This is a genomic window from Aeromonas sp. AE23HZ002T15 (assembly GCF_054165525.2).
In genome coordinates, this window is record NZ_CM201342.1 from 1,735,972 (window position 1) to 1,752,477 (window position 16,506).

At 64.4% G+C, this 16,506-nt stretch carries 16 protein-coding genes; 6 read left to right on the forward strand and 10 right to left on the reverse strand.

The genetic code is table 11. The annotated features are described in order from the left end of the window. Positions 1–80 precede the first annotated feature (80 nt). Both ACT5M9_RS07885 and ACT5M9_RS07890 read right to left on the reverse strand, forming a co-directional pair. Positions 81–1,394 carry a sodium-dependent transporter gene (locus ACT5M9_RS07885; RefSeq protein WP_457983156.1) on the reverse strand — a complete coding sequence of 438 codons (1,314 nt, stop codon included), beginning with the start codon at positions 1,392–1,394 and terminating at the stop codon, positions 81–83. A gap of 212 nt (positions 1,395–1,606) precedes the next feature. Next, a complete protein-coding gene (locus ACT5M9_RS07890) occupies positions 1,607–2,446 on the reverse strand; it encodes an isopenicillin N synthase family dioxygenase (protein ID WP_457983157.1) in 840 nt (279 codons plus the stop codon). A gap of 195 nt (positions 2,447–2,641) precedes the next feature. On the opposite strand from ACT5M9_RS07890, the gene ACT5M9_RS07895 reads away from it, so the two are divergent. Further along, entirely contained in the window at positions 2,642–3,205 is a 564-nt protein-coding gene (locus ACT5M9_RS07895) for a DUF2799 domain-containing protein (protein ID WP_457983159.1), read from the forward strand. A 57-nt stretch (positions 3,206–3,262) separates the two neighbouring features. Here the strand turns inward: ACT5M9_RS07895 and ACT5M9_RS07900 are convergent, their stop codons facing one another. Both ACT5M9_RS07900 and ACT5M9_RS07905 read right to left on the reverse strand, forming a co-directional pair. Beyond that, complete coding sequence (locus tag ACT5M9_RS07900) at positions 3,263–4,081, reverse strand: Cof-type HAD-IIB family hydrolase (RefSeq protein WP_457983161.1); 819 nt, start codon at positions 4,079–4,081, stop codon at positions 3,263–3,265. Between the two features lie 152 nt (positions 4,082–4,233). Further along, positions 4,234–5,472 (reverse strand): MFS transporter, encoded by a 1,239-nt coding sequence (locus ACT5M9_RS07905; protein ID WP_457983163.1) that lies wholly within the window; start codon positions 5,470–5,472, stop codon positions 4,234–4,236. A 163-nt stretch (positions 5,473–5,635) separates the two neighbouring features. Here ACT5M9_RS07905 and ACT5M9_RS07910 point away from each other — a divergent pair, with 163 nt between their 5' ends. Both ACT5M9_RS07910 and ACT5M9_RS07915 read left to right on the forward strand, forming a co-directional pair. Beyond that, positions 5,636–6,250 (forward strand): helix-turn-helix transcriptional regulator, encoded by a 615-nt coding sequence (locus ACT5M9_RS07910; protein ID WP_457983165.1) that lies wholly within the window; start codon positions 5,636–5,638, stop codon positions 6,248–6,250. Between the two features lie 307 nt (positions 6,251–6,557). Further along, positions 6,558–7,034 (forward strand): Lrp/AsnC family transcriptional regulator, encoded by a 477-nt coding sequence (locus ACT5M9_RS07915; RefSeq protein WP_349919504.1) that lies wholly within the window; start codon positions 6,558–6,560, stop codon positions 7,032–7,034. Between the two features lie 84 nt (positions 7,035–7,118). Here ACT5M9_RS07915 and ACT5M9_RS07920 read toward each other — a convergent pair whose 3' ends face one another. The 3 genes from ACT5M9_RS07920 to ACT5M9_RS07930 form a co-directional block, all read right to left on the reverse strand. Continuing rightward, positions 7,119–7,436, reverse strand: coding sequence for a hypothetical protein (locus tag ACT5M9_RS07920; protein ID WP_438548607.1), 318 nt, complete (start codon positions 7,434–7,436; stop codon positions 7,119–7,121). A gap of 145 nt (positions 7,437–7,581) precedes the next feature. After that, positions 7,582–7,812 carry a hypothetical protein gene (locus ACT5M9_RS07925; RefSeq protein WP_457983167.1) on the reverse strand — a complete coding sequence of 77 codons (231 nt, stop codon included), beginning with the start codon at positions 7,810–7,812 and terminating at the stop codon, positions 7,582–7,584. A gap of 29 nt (positions 7,813–7,841) precedes the next feature. Beyond that, complete coding sequence (locus ACT5M9_RS07930; RefSeq protein ID WP_438548605.1) at positions 7,842–8,267, reverse strand: MarR family winged helix-turn-helix transcriptional regulator; 426 nt, start codon at positions 8,265–8,267, stop codon at positions 7,842–7,844. 223 nt (positions 8,268–8,490) lie between these two features. On the opposite strand from ACT5M9_RS07930, the gene ACT5M9_RS07935 reads away from it, so the two are divergent. The 3 genes from ACT5M9_RS07935 (at position 8,491) to chrA (ending at position 11,628) form a co-directional block, all read left to right on the forward strand. After that, a complete protein-coding gene (locus ACT5M9_RS07935) occupies positions 8,491–9,495 on the forward strand; it encodes an NADP-dependent oxidoreductase (protein WP_457983169.1) in 1,005 nt (334 codons plus the stop codon). A 286-nt stretch (positions 9,496–9,781) separates the two neighbouring features. After that, a complete protein-coding gene (locus ACT5M9_RS07940) occupies positions 9,782–10,222 on the forward strand; it encodes a nucleotide triphosphate diphosphatase NUDT15 (protein ID WP_457983171.1) in 441 nt (146 codons plus the stop codon). A 230-nt stretch (positions 10,223–10,452) separates the two neighbouring features. Continuing rightward, on the forward strand, positions 10,453–11,628 hold the full coding sequence (gene chrA, locus ACT5M9_RS07945; RefSeq protein ID WP_457983173.1) for a chromate efflux transporter: 1,176 nt from the start codon (positions 10,453–10,455) through the stop codon (positions 11,626–11,628). A 66-nt stretch (positions 11,629–11,694) separates the two neighbouring features. On the opposite strand, the gene msrB is transcribed toward chrA, so the two are convergent. From msrB to glgB, 3 genes are read right to left on the reverse strand one after another with little or no spacing between them, the layout of a single operon-like run. Further along, positions 11,695–12,081, reverse strand: coding sequence for a peptide-methionine (R)-S-oxide reductase MsrB (msrB, locus tag ACT5M9_RS07950; RefSeq protein WP_457983175.1), 387 nt, complete (start codon positions 12,079–12,081; stop codon positions 11,695–11,697). Between the two features lie 56 nt (positions 12,082–12,137). Next, positions 12,138–14,279 (reverse strand): glycogen debranching protein GlgX, encoded by a 2,142-nt coding sequence (glgX, locus tag ACT5M9_RS07955; RefSeq protein WP_457983176.1) that lies wholly within the window; start codon positions 14,277–14,279, stop codon positions 12,138–12,140. After that, a complete protein-coding gene (gene glgB / locus ACT5M9_RS07960) occupies positions 14,279–16,456 on the reverse strand; it encodes a 1,4-alpha-glucan branching protein GlgB (protein WP_457983177.1) in 2,178 nt (725 codons plus the stop codon). Before glgB ends, glgX begins: the two co-directional genes overlap by 1 nt. Positions 16,457–16,506: the final 50 nt, after the last annotated feature.

Below are 16,506 nucleotides of genomic sequence, written 5' to 3' on the forward strand. Positions count from 1 at the left end.
GAGCATGGCTCGGCCATGGCTTGGCAACCGCGATGCCGAGCCATGGCAAGGCGGGCGAGCCGTGGGCTCGCCCGCCGGGCTCACAGCAGGCCCCGCACCAGGATGCCGCCGATGAGCAGGGGCGCGACCCAGCGCCAGCAGCCCATCACCAGCCGGCGCCAGTGGGGCGCCAGCCCCTCGGGCAGTGCACGGCGACCGAGCTTCCAGCCGAGCAGCAGGGTGAGGGCCAGGCCGAACATGGGCATCATCAGGTTGGAGGTGATGAAATCCAGCAGCTCGAAGATGTTCTTGCCAAACAAGGTGACGCTCGCCCAGGGGCCAAACGACAGGCTGACCGGTATGCCCCCCGCCATCACGACCGCGGTGATGAGGCTGCAAGAGGCACGGCGCGACCAGCCGAAACTCTCCACCAGGAAGCACTGCAGATGCTCCAGCAGGGAGATGGAGGAGGAGAGCGCCGCCACCACCAGCAGGGCGAAGAACACCACGGCCAGCCCCTGGCCAAAAGGCAACTGCTGGAACACCGCCGGCATGGTCATGAAGGTGAGACCTGGGCCCGAAGCGGGGTCTATGCCGGTCGCCGCCAGCACGGGGAAGATCATCAGCCCCGCCAGCACGGCGATGAGGCTCGCCAGCAGCACCACCCAGAGGCTAGAGCGGCCGACCCCCTCGCTGCTCGGCAGATAGGCGCCATAGGTGGTGTGGATGCCGAGGCCGATGGAGAGGGAGAAGAAGGCCAGCCCCAGGGCGTCCAGCACCCCGGACATGCCGAGCTTGCTGAAGTCCGGCATCAGGAAGTGGCGTACCCCGGCCATGGCGTTGGGCAGGGTCAGGCCGAACGCCACCAGCAGCAGGATCATGATGAAGAGCGCCGGCATCATCCAGCGCAGGGTGCGCTCCACCCCTTTCTGCACCCCGCCCTGCACAAACCACCAGGTGAGGCCCGCGAACAGCAGATGGGTCAGCACGGGCCAGAGAGGATCGCCGACATAGTCGTTGAAGCGGGCGGTGAGGGCCGCCCCATCGCCGTGGCGCAGCTCACCCGCCAGCGCCATGCCGGTGTAGCCCAGGGTCCAGCCCCCCACCACGCTGTAGAAGCAGTAGATCAGCAGGCTGCACAAGAGCCCCATGGCGCCGACCCAGCGCCAGCGCTTGCCCATCAGCTCACCGAAGGCCCCCACGGCGCCGCGCCGGGTCAGGCTGCCGAGCAATGTCTCCCCCATCAACACCGCCACCCCCAGGGTGAAGCTGAACAAGAGGAACACCAGCAGGAAGGCGCCGCCACCGTTGGCGGCGGTGACATAGGGGAACTTCCAGATGGCGCCGAGACCGACCGCGGAACCCGCGGCGGCCAGGATGTAACCGAGCCGGGATGACCATTGGGACTGCTTCATAAGAACTCCAATCGGGGGGCCCACCCAGAGGGGCCCAGAATGGTGCTCAGACTACCCCTGACCCTCTGCAATCACTCGTCGTATCTCTGGCTTAAAACCGACTTATTAGCAGCAATGACTAACAATATTCGGTTTATCGCCCATTCGTACCACAAAACAAAAACCGGAGCATTTTTGCTCCGGTTTTGAATACTCTGGAAAACGGTCTGGGACTAGATAACCCCCAGCTCCCGCAGCCGCTCCATCAGGTAGCTGTGGGCGGTGTGACGCTCGGAGAGCACCACGTCCGGACGCGGGTGCAGGAACAGCGGCAGGGAGATGCGGGACTTAGCGGCGCTGCCACCGGTCGGATTGATGACGCGATGGGTGGTGGAGGGGTAGTAGCCGTGGGAGGCCTCCTGCAGCATGTCACCTATGTTGATGATCAGGGTGCCAAAGTCGCAGGGCACGTCCATCCACTCCCCGTCGGAGCCCTTCACCTGCAGGCCCGGCTCGTTGGCGGCGGGCAAGATGGTGAGCAGGTTGATGTCTTCGTGGGCGGCGGCGCGGATGGCGCCTGGCGCCTCGGTGCCGTCGAACGGTGGATAGTGCAGCACCCGCAGCAGGGTCTTCTGGCTCTCTTCAATCATGGAGGAGAGGGGGCAGCTGTAGTGGGCGGCGATATCCTTCGGGGTGTATTGCTCCACCCAGCCGAGCAGCTCGGCGGCCAGGTTGTTCGCGAGGGCGTAGTACTCCATCGCCTGGGCCTTCAGATCTTCTGGCATCTGACCCCAGGGGTAAAGGTGGAAGTACTCCTTGATGTCCTTCTGGGTGTTGCCCTTGGCCACCTCGGAAACCGACGGCGGGAAGTAGCCATCCTGGGTCTCGCGGTTGAACAGGAAGTCGTGCTTCTGCTCGCTCATGAAGAAGCGATACCAGTTGTCATAGATGGACTGCACCAATTCCTTCGGAATGGGGTGGTTGGTCAGTACCCCGAAACCTGTGGTACGCAGGGATTCGGTGAAGCGCTCCGCCGCGTCGGGGGAGTGGTAATCAACGGTCAGGACTTTCATTATTTTTGTTACGCGCCAGTTAAAAGTAGGCGCAGTTTACCCTGCCTCCCCCGGCAAGGAAAGGTTGCCCGAAAGCCGTTCATAACAGGTTGAAAATAATGATAAAAATATCACAACACCGGACTCTGCCGCGGCCCTTGTCCCTTTCCTGCTTCCTCACTAGAATGCCTGCACTTTCACATTAGGAGCCCTCCCATGTCCCCAAGGATGCTGTTGCTGACCCTGCCCCTGCTGCTCGCCGGTTGCAGTTCCCTGTCCGAGGAGGAGTGCCGCGCCATGAGCTGGTACAACCAGGGCTATCAGGATGGGACAGAGGGCAAGACCCGCACGGCCAGCAGCGGCTACAGCAAGACCTGCGGGGAGTATGGCCTCAAGGTGGACGAGACCGAGTGGCAGCGTGGCTACGCCAAGGGGTTGGAGCTCTACTGCATCCCCGAGCTCGCCTACAGCAAGGGGCGGGAGGGGAACGAGTACCTAGGGGTCTGCCCCAATGACACGACTTTCCTCACCCAGTTCGAGCGCGGTCGCAAGGAGTTCCTGGTGGCTCAGCGCTTAAGCGAGCTGCAGCAGGAGCTGGAGCGCACCGAGCGGGACATCTATCAGCTGGATCAGCAGATCCGCAATGAGAACGACAGCAAACAGCGGGACTACTACCGCGCCCAGCGTGAACGGGCCATCCGCCACTACGAGGGGGCGCGCCGGGAGTACAACCGCATGCGCTTCCCGGATCGGGTGATCCAGTTCTCCTTCGGCAGCTGACTTCCTCAGAGCCCCGCCACCCGGCGGGGCTCCTCCCTATTCAGGGCAAAACCCAGCTCAGGGCAGTACCCAGCGCTGCAACGCCAGCGCTATGCCATCCTCGTTGTGATCCGCGGTCACCTGATGGGCGTGGGCCTGGATCTGGGGGGCCGCATTGCCCATGGCCACCGCCAACCCCACCTGCTCGAACATGCTGATGTCGTTGTTGTTGTCGCCAAAGGCCACCACGTTCTCCATCCCTATGCCTTCACTCGCGGCCCACTGGGCCAGCCGGTTGCCCTTGCTGCAGCCGGGTTGCACCAGCTCCACCGCGTAGGGGGCCGCCCAGTCCTGGGTAAAGGGCATGCCCTGCACCACCTCCCCCACGAAGCGGTGCAAGCGACCCGGATCCTGGTTGAACAACTCCAGCTTCCAGACAGGTTTTTGCAGCCAGACCTCGAGATCGTCCGCCGGCAGCAGGGAGATCTTGAGGTGATCGGGCAGGTTATCGGATCTGTGCTGGATCCTGGCCACATAATCCTCGCAGCCGATGTAGCCGATGCCGTCGCTCAGGTGGAACTGGGCCTCCATCTGCTGGGCCTCGATCTCGGCCAGCAGCGCCCGCAGCGGCCCGACCGCCAGGGGATCCCCCGTCAGGATGCGGTCTTGCCCCGGATCGTAGAGGTAGGCGCCGTTGCTGCAGATGATGGGGGTGTCGAGGGCCAGCTCGTGGTGGAAGGGGCGCGCCGTCATGAAATGACGCCCGGTCACCAGCAGCACCTTGATGTCGTGGGCGCGAGCCTGGGCCAGGGCCGCCCGGGTTGCGGACGAGATCTTGTGATCCCGGGTCAACAAAGTACCGTCCATGTCCAACGCAATGGCCTGAAAACGACTCATATCACCTCCAAAGGCAGGGTATCGCGGGGCCCAGGATGAGAGCGGGGTGGCCGGGCGACAGGGGGAAAGGATCAAAGAGCCATACCGTCCCAGAGTCGGCGCCGCGATGCAAGCTCCCGCTGCCCCGCCGGCGCCAATCTGTGATCCACGGATCAGCCAGGCTCGACCTGGGCGCCCGCCTGCTCGCGCCTGTCCGCCCCACGGCGCAGACCATAGAAGCCGAGCGCGCAGAGTACCCCGCACAGGGTCGCCAGGTAGAAGGGCCACTCGGTGCCGGCCAGCAGCGCCACACTGCCCACCACCACAGCCAGGATCTCGCTACCCACCGCCAGCCCGCGATAGAGCCCCATCGCCTGCCCCTGCTGGCTGGCGTGGCTGCGGTTGGAGACGGCGACCGAGGTGGCCAGCTCCCCTATGCTCATGCCAATGCCCGCCGGGATGAAGGTGAGCGCCAGCCCCCACCACTGGCTCGGCAGCACGAACATCATCATGCCCGCCGCCATCACCAGATGGCCGACGATGCCGAGGGTGCTGCCGCGCCAGTGGCGGGCCAGCAGCTCCCCGAGCCAGGAGCCCAGCATCATGGGGACGCTCACCAGCACGGCCGCCTGAGCCAGCTGCACCGGATCCCAGGCCAGCCGCTCTACCAACCAGACGTTGAAGTAGGTGAAGTAGAGCTGCACCGCGCCGTAGCTCAGCAGGGTCAGCACGAAGTAGGGCAGCAACCTGGGTTGCAGCAACAGCTGGCGGGTCGACATGGGCGCAGCCTCTTCCTCGGCAGCCACCGCCGGCCGATTCGGAATGAGCCAGAGGATCAGCAGCAGGTTGACCGCCGTCATGGCCACCGCCAACCAGGCCGCCAGGCTGTAATCCCCGGAGATCACCGCGGCGTAGCCCCCTATCATGGGCCCCAGCACCCAACCCAGGTTCATGCCGATGTTGATCCTGGCGAAGTTGCGCGCCTTGGTCTTGGGGGTGCTCATGTCTGCCGCCATGGCCTGGACGATGGCGATATCGCCGTTGAAGAAGCCCTCCAGTACCCGGCTCAGCAAGAGCAGCGGCAGGGAGCGCCAGGCGATGCCGAGCGCCATCAGGGCGTAGCCCGCCAGCACGCCGATGAGGCAGAGGGTCAACACCGGCTTGCGGCCATAGCGATCAGACAGCTTGCCGAGCCAGGGGGCCCCCAGCAGCTGGAACAACGGGTAGAGTCCCATGATGACCCCGAGCCACACCTTGCGACTCCAGTCCGATGCCTCCGGGCTCAGCATGCCCTGGGCCGGATCCAGCATCAGGGGCGCCAGCACCGGGGATGGCAGGCTGAATCCCGCCACTGCCAGGGTCACCGTCATCACCAGCACCCAGAGGGTGGCCTGCGTCTTGATTCCTTCCATGTCAGCCTCATTAAATAAAGTAATTTGTTTATTTATACTGAGATGAGACGGCCCATTAAGTAAAGTGAATTATTGATTTAAATGGATCCCCTCCCCATAATGACCCCATCAAAACCTGCTCGAAATGCCCCAGAGCCCGCCTGTCGATAACGAGGACTCCCCCATGAACGCCAGTACCGACAAGATCCTCTACCTGCTGAAGAGCCAGGGGCCCCAGAGCGCCGCCGCCCTCGGCGAGCAGTTACAGATGACCTCCATGGGGGCCCGCCAGCATCTGCTCACCCTGGAGGCCGAGGGCCTGGTGGATTTCAACGACCAGGCCCGCGGCCGGGGTCGGCCGGTGCGGCTCTGGCAGCTAACCGAGCTGGCCTGGCAGCGCTTTCCCGACACCCACAGCGAGCTGACCCTGCAGCTCATCGACGACGTGCGGCAGCTGTTTGGGGAGGAGGGGATGGATCAACTCATCGCCCGGCGGGAACAGCAGATGCTCGGCCGCTATCAGGCACAGCTGACCCAGACCGAACTGGAGGGCAAGCTGGCGAGCCTCAAGGCCCTGCGCAGCCTGGAGGGCTATATGGCTGACATGCGCCAGGAGGAGGACGGCAGCTGGCTGTGGTGGGAGAATCACTGCCCCATCTGCGCCGCGGCGCGGGCCTGCCGGGGATTCTGCCGAAGCGAGCTGGCGATGTTTCGCCAACTGCTGGCCCCGGCCGAGGTGGAGCGGGAACAATACCTGCTGGAAGGGGATCAGCGCTGCCTCTATCGCATCCGGCCTTGATGCCGAAGCCCAAAAACAACAAAGCAGGCGCCGGGATGCCTGCTTTGTTGCCTTCGGGGAGGAGATGCTCTCGTTCCAGCCCGTCGCTTCCCGATAAGGTCGGACGGCTGATGGGGCTCTTGACCCGATGAGGTCATTCGCCGCAGAGACCTGGTTGGATATCTGCTTTGCCACCGGAAGATGGAATTATCATATCCCCGCCGGTGCGGTGAGTGGTTGTGAAGTAGCGGGTATTTTCGGTTGTTTTTGCAATAGTTCACCCTTAATCTAGGAAAAGTGAATTAGTAATTGCAACGAGGAACGGAGAATGCTGAAACTTGATCGTATAGACAGGCATATTCTGGAGCTGATGCAGGAGAATGGCCGCATCAGCAACCTGGAGCTGGCCGAACTGGTCGGCCTCTCTCCCTCCCCCTGCTCCCGCCGGGTCAAGGCCCTGGAGGATGCCGGTCTCATCGATACCCATGTCACCCTGCTCAACGCCCGCCAGCTGGGGCTGACCCTCACCGCCTACATCCACATCTCCATGGACAGGCACACCCCGGAGCGATTCGAGAGTTTCGACAAGGCCATCCAGGATCTGCCCGAGGTGCTGGAGTGCGATCTCATCACCGGCAACGATGCCGACTATCAGCTCAAGGTGGTGGTGCGGGACATGGAACACTACCAGCACTTCCTGCTGGACAAGCTGACCCACATTCCCGGGGTGACCGGGGTGCGCTCCAGCTTCGTGCTGCGCCGGATCAAACACAAGACGGCGCTGCCCCTCAATCATCTGGGGTAAGCCGCCCCAAAGAGATAGAAAGACAAGAGAGGAGGCCCTGGCCTCCTCTCTGGTTATTCAAGGCTGTGATCCCTGGGCCTGCATTCAGACGCTCACCGGGCTCACATCCTGCACCTGCAGCAGCCAGCCGGCCTGCTCGTGCTGGGGCTCGCCACTGAGCCTCAGTCGCTCCCCCTCCGGCACCCACTGCCCCTCGGGCAGGGACACAAGCAGGCTCTCGCTGCCGTTGTCGAACAGCCAGCGATCCGCACCCAATGACTCGATCAAATACCCTTCCATCTCCACTCTGGACTCGGCCTGCCAGGACGGCGCAACGGAATCACGGCTCTCGATGAAATCCCCCTGAACACCAAAACTGGCCAGCCCCCACAGAATGGAGAGCCCGACGATGGATGACTGCATCTCTTCTCTCCTCCTTTGGCACTGTGGGGCCAGTATGGGAAGAGAAAAATGAGTGCACCATGAACAAGTCGGCAAAGTGTTGGCGGGATCGCGAAAAAAACCGGCCAAGGGGCCGGTTTTGTCATTTCATGACGCCTGCATCACACTATTTGGCGGCTTCCTCTGCCATCCGCACAGACCTTGGTTTATTCAACCACATGGCCACGCCGCGATGGGCGTCGCAGATCTTCTCATCGCTGATGGCCCGCACCCGGACACCGTCCTTGCAGATGGCCTGCCAGGCGTCCGCATCGTCTATCTGCAACTCCGAGACGGGGTGAGTGCCGCCGGCGCAGGCGCCGAGCAGCAGGGCAAACAGGGGTAACAAGGTTTTCATCGGAGGGCTCCCCAGGGCTGTGGTCGAGTTCAGCGCCCCAGCTGCGCCGCGAGGCGATCGCAGAGCTGCTTCAACTGGGACAGTTCAGCATCGTCTAGATCCAGCTGGCTGCGCAAGTTGTCCACCAGGCAGCACTCCTTCACCCCCTGCTGCAAGTCGCGCCCCGCCTCGGTCAGCCGGATGCACTTCTGCCGTTCATCCTCGCTCGAGACGGTGCGGGTCAGCCAGCCCTTGCTCTCCAGCCGCTTGACGATGGGGGTCAGGGTGCCCGCATCCAGCCCGGTCTCCTGCCCTATCTCCTTGAGGCTGACCTCGTCCCGCGCCCAGAGCGAGAGCATCACCAGGTACTGGGTGTAGGTGAGATCCAGCTTGTCCAGCAGTGGCCGGTAGGCGCGCATCACCGCATTGGAGGCGCTGTAGAGGGCGAAACAGACCTGTTTTTTCAGTTCACTCATGGGACACCTCGCTGACATGGGGGGCCAGTATACCCCAGGAGACGATAGGGCTGAATAATTTGCACACAAACCAGTTGCCAGCCCCTCCATTCAGGTTTAGGCTGGATTTAATTTGCGCGCAAGATAAATCCAGCCTATCAGGCGTCACCACTGGACGCCGGGCAGAGGCTGGGGCGGCTGAACAGGCCATGCCCCTACCATCCACCTTCTTTGGAGAAACACCATGAGCCAGCTCAGCCATCAGATCCAGCTGCTGCGCCGCCCAAGCGGCCTGCCCACCCAGGACGACTTCAGCCTGCAGGCCGTGCCCCTGCCCCCCTTGCAGGAGGGGGAGGTGCTGGTCGCGAACCAGTGGCTGTCGGTAGACCCCTACATGCGCGGGCGCATGAGCGAGGCCAAGAGCTATGTGCCCCCCTTCGCCCTCAACGCCCCCCTGGAGGGCGGCGCCATCGGCACCGTGCAGGCCTCCCGTCACCCGGACTTCGCGGTGGGGGACAGGGTGAGCAGCATGCTGGGCTGGCGAGACGCCTTCGTCGCCAAGGGAGAGCTGCTGACCCCTTTGCCCGCCACCTCCCTGCCGCCCCAGCTGTTTCTCGGCGCCCTCGGCATGCCGGGCATGACCGCCTGGGCCGGGCTGCACCAGGTCGCCCGCCTGCAGGCAGGCGAGACTGTGCTGGTCTCGGCGGCTTCCGGGGCGGTCGGTACCATGGTGGTCCAGCTCGCCAAGCGGGCCGGGGCCAAGGTCATCGGCTCCACCGGCGCCGCCGACAAGGTGGCCTACCTCAAGACGCTCGGGGCCGATGCGGTGATCAACTACAAGGAGACGCCGGATCTCGATGCCGAGCTGGCCCGCCTCGCCCCGGAGGGGATCCAGGTCTATTTCGAGAACGTCGGCGGTGCCCTGCTGGAGGCGGCCCTCAATCACATGGCGCTGCACGGTCGTATCGTGCTGTGCGGCCTCATCGAGCAGTACAACAGCCAGGGCGGCGCCAGCGGCCCGCGCAACCTGGCCCAGATCATCCGCAAGCGCATCCTGCTGCAGGGGCTGCTGGTCTCCGATCACTGGCAGCACCATGGCGATTTCCTGGCGGAGGCCATCCCCGCCTTCGAAGCCGGCGACCTGCAGAGCGAGGAGACCGTCTATGAGGGGCTGGCCAGCATGCCCCAGGCCTTTATCGGGCTGTTCGAGGGACGCAACACCGGCAAGATGCTGGTCAAGCTGGCGTGACATGCATCATTTGAACAGGCGTTATCTATCCGGATCTATCCGATGCTGAGATGGCAAAACCGGCCTATCCCGGCCGGATAGCTTGCGAAACGGGCCCAACCGTCCTAAGGTGGGCCCGTTTTTTATGGTGCAATCTGGTCTCGGTACGGTGCCTCTCTTCCCTCTGCGTTTAGGGTGGATGGCAGGCGCTTTTCGGCTAACTCGCCGCGCCCCTCGTCACCATGACCAGGCGCCGCCACCATAGGCCAGCGCCGCTATCGTGCAACCACCACAAGGAGGTCTCCCCATGTCCACTCCCTATCCCCGCGTCGGTGTCGGCGTCATCCTGACTAATGCCGAAGGCCAGGTGCTGCTCGGCAAGCGCAAGGGCAGCCACGCCCCCTACTGGTCCATCGCCGGCGGTCATCTGGAGTTGGGGGAGAGCTTCGAGTCCGCCGCCATCCGGGAGGTGGCCGAGGAAACGGGGTTTGTCATCGACGCGCCCCGGGTCATCGCCGTCACCAACAACCTGGAGACCTGGCGCGAGAGCGGGCTGCACTATGTCTCCGTCACCCTGCTAGCCGAGGTGGAGGGAGAACCCCGGTTGCTGGAGCCGGAGAAGTGCGAGGGTTGGGTCTGGTGCGATCCCCGCGCCCTGCCGGAGCCACACTTCGATGCCAGCCGCCAGTCCATCGCCTGCTGGCTGGCCGGTGACTGCTATATCCCTCAACCAGGTCAGCCGGCGTAAGCCAAGGCCTGGCAACAAACCCCTTGCTGACTGGCTGGCGATTGCCATCTACCGCAGCCAGGTCAGCCGACAAGCTAACCATCCCCCACTGGCTGACCGGTGATGTGTGCCTGCCACAGCCAGGCCAACCCGCCTGACCCCTCAGGGTGGCGCGGCCCTTGGTCGCCAGCCCTGATCAGGCCGTCATCAAATCATCATAAAACTGTCATATGCTCCACGGACACATTCGAATGGAGGTGACGGTGGCAAGGGTGACGGCGGTTTTCCTGCAATTTCTGTGGCTTGGCTGCATCAGCTTCGGCGGCCCCGCCGCCCATATTGGCTATTTCCAGCGTACCTTCGTCCAGCGGCTGGGCTGGCTCAGCCAGGCCGAGTTTGCCCGCCAGCTGGCCCTGTGTCAGCTGCTGCCCGGGCCCGCCTCCAGCCAGCTCGGCTTCGCCATCGGGCGCCAGCACGCCGGGTTCGGGGGCGCCCTGGCGGCCTTTATCGGCTTCACCCTCCCCTCCTTCCTGTTGCTGTTTACCGCCGCCATCGGGCTGGCCCGGCTCACCGACAGCCTCTGGCTGGAGGCTGTCCTGCATGGCCTCAAGCTGCTGGCTCTGGTGGTGGTGGCCGATGCGGTGCTCACCATGAGCCGTCAGTTCTGCCAGAGCCGGCTGCAGCAGGGGATCATGGTGGTGAGCGCCGCCGCCCTCTGGTGGCAACCCGGGCTCCTGACCCAGGTTCTCTTGCTGACGGGGGCCGCCCTGCTCTGCGCCCGCCTGGGCAGGGGGCAGGATGCGACGGATCCTCCCCCCCTATCCGCCGCCCCCACCACTCGCCAACCCCATTGGCCGACCCTGCTGCTGTTCGGCCTCTTGTTTGTCGGCCTGCCCCTGCTGGCCGATGGCCCCGCGGGCCGGCTGCTTGCGGATTTCTACCGGGCGGGCAGCCTGGTGTTTGGTGGCGGCCACGTGGTGCTGCCCTTGTTGAGCGAGGGGCTGGGCCAGACCCTGAGCCAGCCGCAGATCCTCACCGGCTACGGCCTGGCCCAGCTGGTGCCCGGCCCCCTGTTCACCCTGGCGAGCTACCTCGGCGCCCTGCTGCTGCCGGCCAGCCCGCTGGCGGGGGCCCTGCTGGCGACCCTGGCGCTCTTCCTGCCGGGCTTCCTGCTGCTGTGGGCCATCGGCCCCTGCTGGCAGCGCTGGCTGGTCCGTCCCGCCCTCGCGGGGGCCGTGATCGGCATCAACGCCGCCGTGGTGGGGTTGCTGCTGGCCGCCCTCTATCAACCTGTGTGGCAGAGCGCCGTGCTGGCCCCCACCGATCTGGCGCTGGCCACCCTCGGCTTCTACCTGCTGCGGGCCTTGAAACTGCCCATCCTGCCGCTGGCCGCCCTGCTGGTGACCACCAGCCTGCTGCTGCGCTGAGACCCATAAAAAAAGCGGCGCCCCTGCTAAGGGACGCCGCTTGCCATCTCGTTGCCCGCGAAGCCTTCACTCCTTGGGATCGAAATCCAGGCTCAGGCTGTTGACGCAGTAGCGCTGACCGGTCTCGGTCGGCCCGTCCGGGAAGACGTGTCCCAGGTGGGAGCCGCACTGGCTGCAGGTGATCTCCACCCGGGTCATGCCGTGGCTGCGATCTTCCGTGTAGTTCACCCGCCCCTCGATGGCCCGATCGAACGAGGGCCAGCCGCAGCCCGAGTCAAACTTGGCATCCGAGTGAAACAGCACGCTCTTGCAGCAGACGCACTGGTAGTCGCCGCTCTTGCGATTGTGGAGCAGGGCGCCGCTGTAGGGCCGCTCCGTGCCCTTCTCCCAGCAGACGTGAAACTGCTCAGGGCTCAACCTGGTGCGCCATTGCTCGGGATTGTTGCCGCTCATACTGACTCCTTGCCTCTCAAACCGGTGCCCAGCATACCCACTCGGGAGCCCTGACTCTAGCCCGCCAGCGGGAACTGTGATCCCGTTGGCAACATGGTGGCAACATCCGGCGCCGCCGCGACCCCCTCCCTGGCCAGGGCCACCGCCGACAGGGCGACCCGCTCCAGCAGCTTGAGGGAGTGGGCGTGACCCACAGCCACCTGACGCTTGACGTCATCGGGCAGGAAGGGCATGCCGTCGTTGGTGGCGGTGTCGATGAGCTGGACCCACTCCATTCCCTCCCCCGCCGGCGGCAGCCTGAACTGGATGTCGTAGTCGCTGGCGTTGAACAGCACGTACCAGCGCTCCCCGCCGCAGTCGATCATGCCGATGTCCATGGCGAACGCCTGCCCCATGGGGGCGTGCCAGTCCTGATCGGTCAGCTGATGACCGTCAGGGTGATACCAGTTGACCCTGTGGCAGCTGGTCGCCTTGCCATTCCAGCTGTCGTCACTCAGCTGCAGGTTGGAGAAGACGGTGGATTCGGCTCTCAGGGCCATCATCTGGCGGGTGAAGGCGAGCAGCCGCTCGTCCTCCGGCCGCCACTGCCAGTTGACCCAGCTGATCCTGTTGTCCTGGCAGTAGGCGTTGTTGTTGCCGAGCTGGCTGCGGCCTATCTCGTCCCCCGCCAGGAAGTGCGGCGTGCCCTGGGAGAGCAGCAGGGTCGCTATCAGGTTGCGCTTCTGCTGCTGGCGCAGGTTGTTCACCTTGGGGTCCAGGGTCGGCCCCTCCACCCCGTGGTTGTAGGAGAGGTTGTTGCCGTGGCCGTCTCTGTTGTCCTCGCCGTTGGCCTGGTTGTGGCGCTGGTTGTAGGAGACCAGATCCTCCAGGGTGAAGCCGTCGTGGTAACAGAGGTAATTGACGCTGGAGTGGGGGGAGCGCCAGTTCTTCGGGAAGAGATCCCGGGACCCCACCAGCCGGGTGGCCAGATCCCCCATCTTGCCCGCATCCCCGCGCCAGAACGCGCGCACCGTGTCGCGATAGCGGTCGTTGACCTCCAGCCACTGGCTCGGGAACTGGCCGAGACGATAGCCGAACGGGCCTATGTCCCAGGGCTCGGCGATGAGCCTGGCCCGCGCCAGCACGGGATCCGCCATCATGGCCTTGAAGAAGGCGCTCATGGGCTCGAACTCCCCCGCCTCCCGGGCCAGGGTGACGGCGAGATCGAAGCGAAAGCCGTCCACCTGCATCTCGGTGACCCAGTAACGCAGGGCGTCCAGCACCAGTCGCAGGCTGTTGGGGTGATCCAGGTTGACGCTGTTGCCACAGCCGGTGACGTTGGCGTGGCGGCTGTAATCCGGGCCGTGGGCCCCGCTCTCGAAGGCGTAGTAGCCCGCGTTGTCGAATCCCTTCAGCGACAGCATGGGTCCGTCGACTCCCGCCTCGGCGGTGTGGTTGTAGACCACGTCCAGGATCACCTCGATCCCGGCCCGGTGCAGCTCGCGCACCATGGTCTTGAACTCGGTCACCGCATCCTTCGCCCCGTAGCGCGGTTCGGGCGCGAAGAAGGCGATGGGGTTGTAGCCCCAGTAGTTGGTCAGCCCCAGCTGCTCGAGCCTGGGCTCGGACATGAAGGCCGCCACCGGCATCAGCTGGACCGAGGTCACCCCCAGGCCCTGCAGATGCTCGATCATAAGCGGGTGGCTGATGCCCAGATAGGTGCCCTGCAACGCCTTGGGGATGCCGGGGTGCTGGCGGGTGAACCCCTTGACGTGGGTCTCGTAGAGCACGACCCGCTCCGGCGGGATGCCGGGCTTGCCGACCCCCTGCCAGTCGAAGGCATCGTCCACCACCACCGACTTGCCCACCATGGCCGCGCTGTCCCCCTCGTAGAGGGCATCGTCCCAGTGGGTGGCACGGCTGAGCGCCCGGGCATAGGGGTCTATAAGCAGCTTGTCCGGGTCGAACAGCAACCCCTCCTGGGGAGAGCCATGCACTCGGTAGCCATAGCGCTGACCGGCCTTGACACCGCGCACGTGGCCGAACCAGTACTGGCCGCGCCGACCGGGCAAGGGGAGACGCGCCAGCTCCTGCTCCTCTTCGTCGAACAGGCAGAGCTCCACCTTGTCCGATTGGGGAGCCCAGACACAGAAGTGGCAGCCCGTCTCGTCCAGACGGGCGCCAAGCGGGTGATCTACCCCGTTTTCCATTTCAAACATCAGGACTCCTGTTTGATGAACAAGGTCGCGAGCGGCGGCAAGTCCAGCACCAGGCTGTGTGCCATCCCCTGCCAGGGGGTCGCCTCGGCGACGAAGACCAGACCCACATCATAGTTGCTGCCCCAGTAATGCTCGCTGTCGGTGTTGAGCACCACCCGATAGCGACCGGCAGCCGGCACCCCGAGACGGTAACCGATGCGCGGCACCGGGGTGAAGTTGCAGGCCACCACCAGCGGATGGGCCCCCAGCTTGTCGGCCCGCAGCCAGGCGAAGATGCTGTTGTCGGCATCGTTGTGATCCAGCCAGCGGAAACCGGCCTGTTCATAATCCGCCTGATACAAGGCAGGTTCATGACGATAGAGGTGGTTGAGATCCCGGATCAGCCGCTGCTGGCCGCCGTGCCTGGGGAACTGCAACAGGTGCCAGGGCAGCTGGGCATCATGATTCCACTCGTTGCTCTGGGCGATCTCCGTGCCCATGAAGTTGAGCTTCTTGCCGGGATGGCCGTACATGAAGCCCATGTAGGCCCGCAGGTTCGCGGCCTGCTGCCACTCGTCCCCCGGCATCTTGTAGAGCAGGGAGTGCTTGCCGTGCACCACCTCGTCGTGGGACAGGGCCAGGATGAAGTTCTCGTCATAGTGGTAGACCATGGAGAAGGTCATCTCGTTGTGGTGATAGCGGCGATGAATGGGCTCCTTCTGCATGTAGCTCAGGGTGTCGTGCATCCATCCCATATTCCACTTGAAGCCAAAGCCCAGGCCCCCCAGGAAGGTGGGTCTGGAGACCCCGGCGAAGGCGGTGGACTCCTCGGCTATGGTCATGGCGTGGGGGTACTTGCCGTACACCTCCTCGTTGGTCCACTTCAGCAGGCTGATCGCCTCGTAGTTATGGTTGCCCCCATCGACGTTCGGCACCCACTCGCCGGCGTTGCGCGAATAGTCCAGATAGAGCATGGAGGCGACCGCATCCACCCGCAGCCCGTCCACATGGAACTTGTCGAGCCAGAACAGGGCGCTCGCCACCAGGAACTGGCGCACGTTGTTGCGACCGAAGTCATAGATGTAGGAGTTCCAGTCCGGGTGCCAGCCGCGGCGCGGATCCTCGTACTCGTAGAGCGGGGTACCGTCGAAGCGGGCCAGGCCGTGGGCATCGGACGGGAAGTGGGCGGGTACCCAGTCCAAGATGACACCGATCCCCGCCTGGTGGCAGCAGTCCACGAAGTACTTGAAGTCGTCGACGCCACCGAAGCGGCTGGTGGGGGAGAACATGCCCACCGGCTGGTAGCCCCAGGAGCCGCTGAAGGGGTGCTCGGAGACCGGCATCAGCTCGATATGGGTGTAGGCCATCTCCTTGACGTAGTCGACCAGATCCACCGCCAGCTCGCGCCAGCTCAGGCTGTCGCCATTGGGGTGGCGCTTCCAGGAACCCGCGTGCAGCTCGTAGATGGAGATCGGCTGCTCCCGCTTGTCATTGCGCTGGCTCTCGCGCCAGGCCGCGTCCTGCCACTGGTACTGGTCGTGGTCATGGACCACGGAGGCGAACGACGGGTACTGCTCGCAGTAGAAGCCGACCGGATCGCTCTTGTGGGGCAGGCGGTTGCCCGCCGGATCTTTGAGTTCAAACTTGTAGCGATCCCCGGCCTTGAGACCGGGCACAAACAGCACCCAGTGCCCGCACTGGCTACGCTGCATGGGGTGACGGCGGCCATCCCAGAAGTTGAAGTCGCCGATGAGGCTCACCGCGCTGGCGCTCGGGGCGTAGACGGCGAAGCGTACCCCCTCCACCCGCTGACCGAGGTGTTCGACGGTGCGCAGCTGGGCGCCCAGGGTATGGTAGAGATTCTCGGGTTGCCAGGTCAGCTCCGCCAGCCCTTCCCAGGCGGCGGCCTGGAACTGGTAGGGGTCGACAAACTCGGCACTGGCATCGGGGTAGCTGGCGAGCAGCTGATAAGGGAAGGGATTCTTGCGGCGGGTGAAAACAGTTTCAAAAAGGCCCGATTCATCGGTGGGGGTCAGGGTGGCAACGATCTTGCCTGACTTGAGATCCCTGACGCGAACCTCCAGGGCATCGGGCAACCAGGCGGTCAGCTTGAGACCTGGCCCGCCCGGATTGGCCAGCAGGCCTAGGGACGAGAAGGGATCGGCACAGCGGGCGGCAACCAAACGTTCAACGGGCATCGACATTTCCTTTCATGGCTGAACATCCGCGCCGGCCGAAGCCGGAGCGG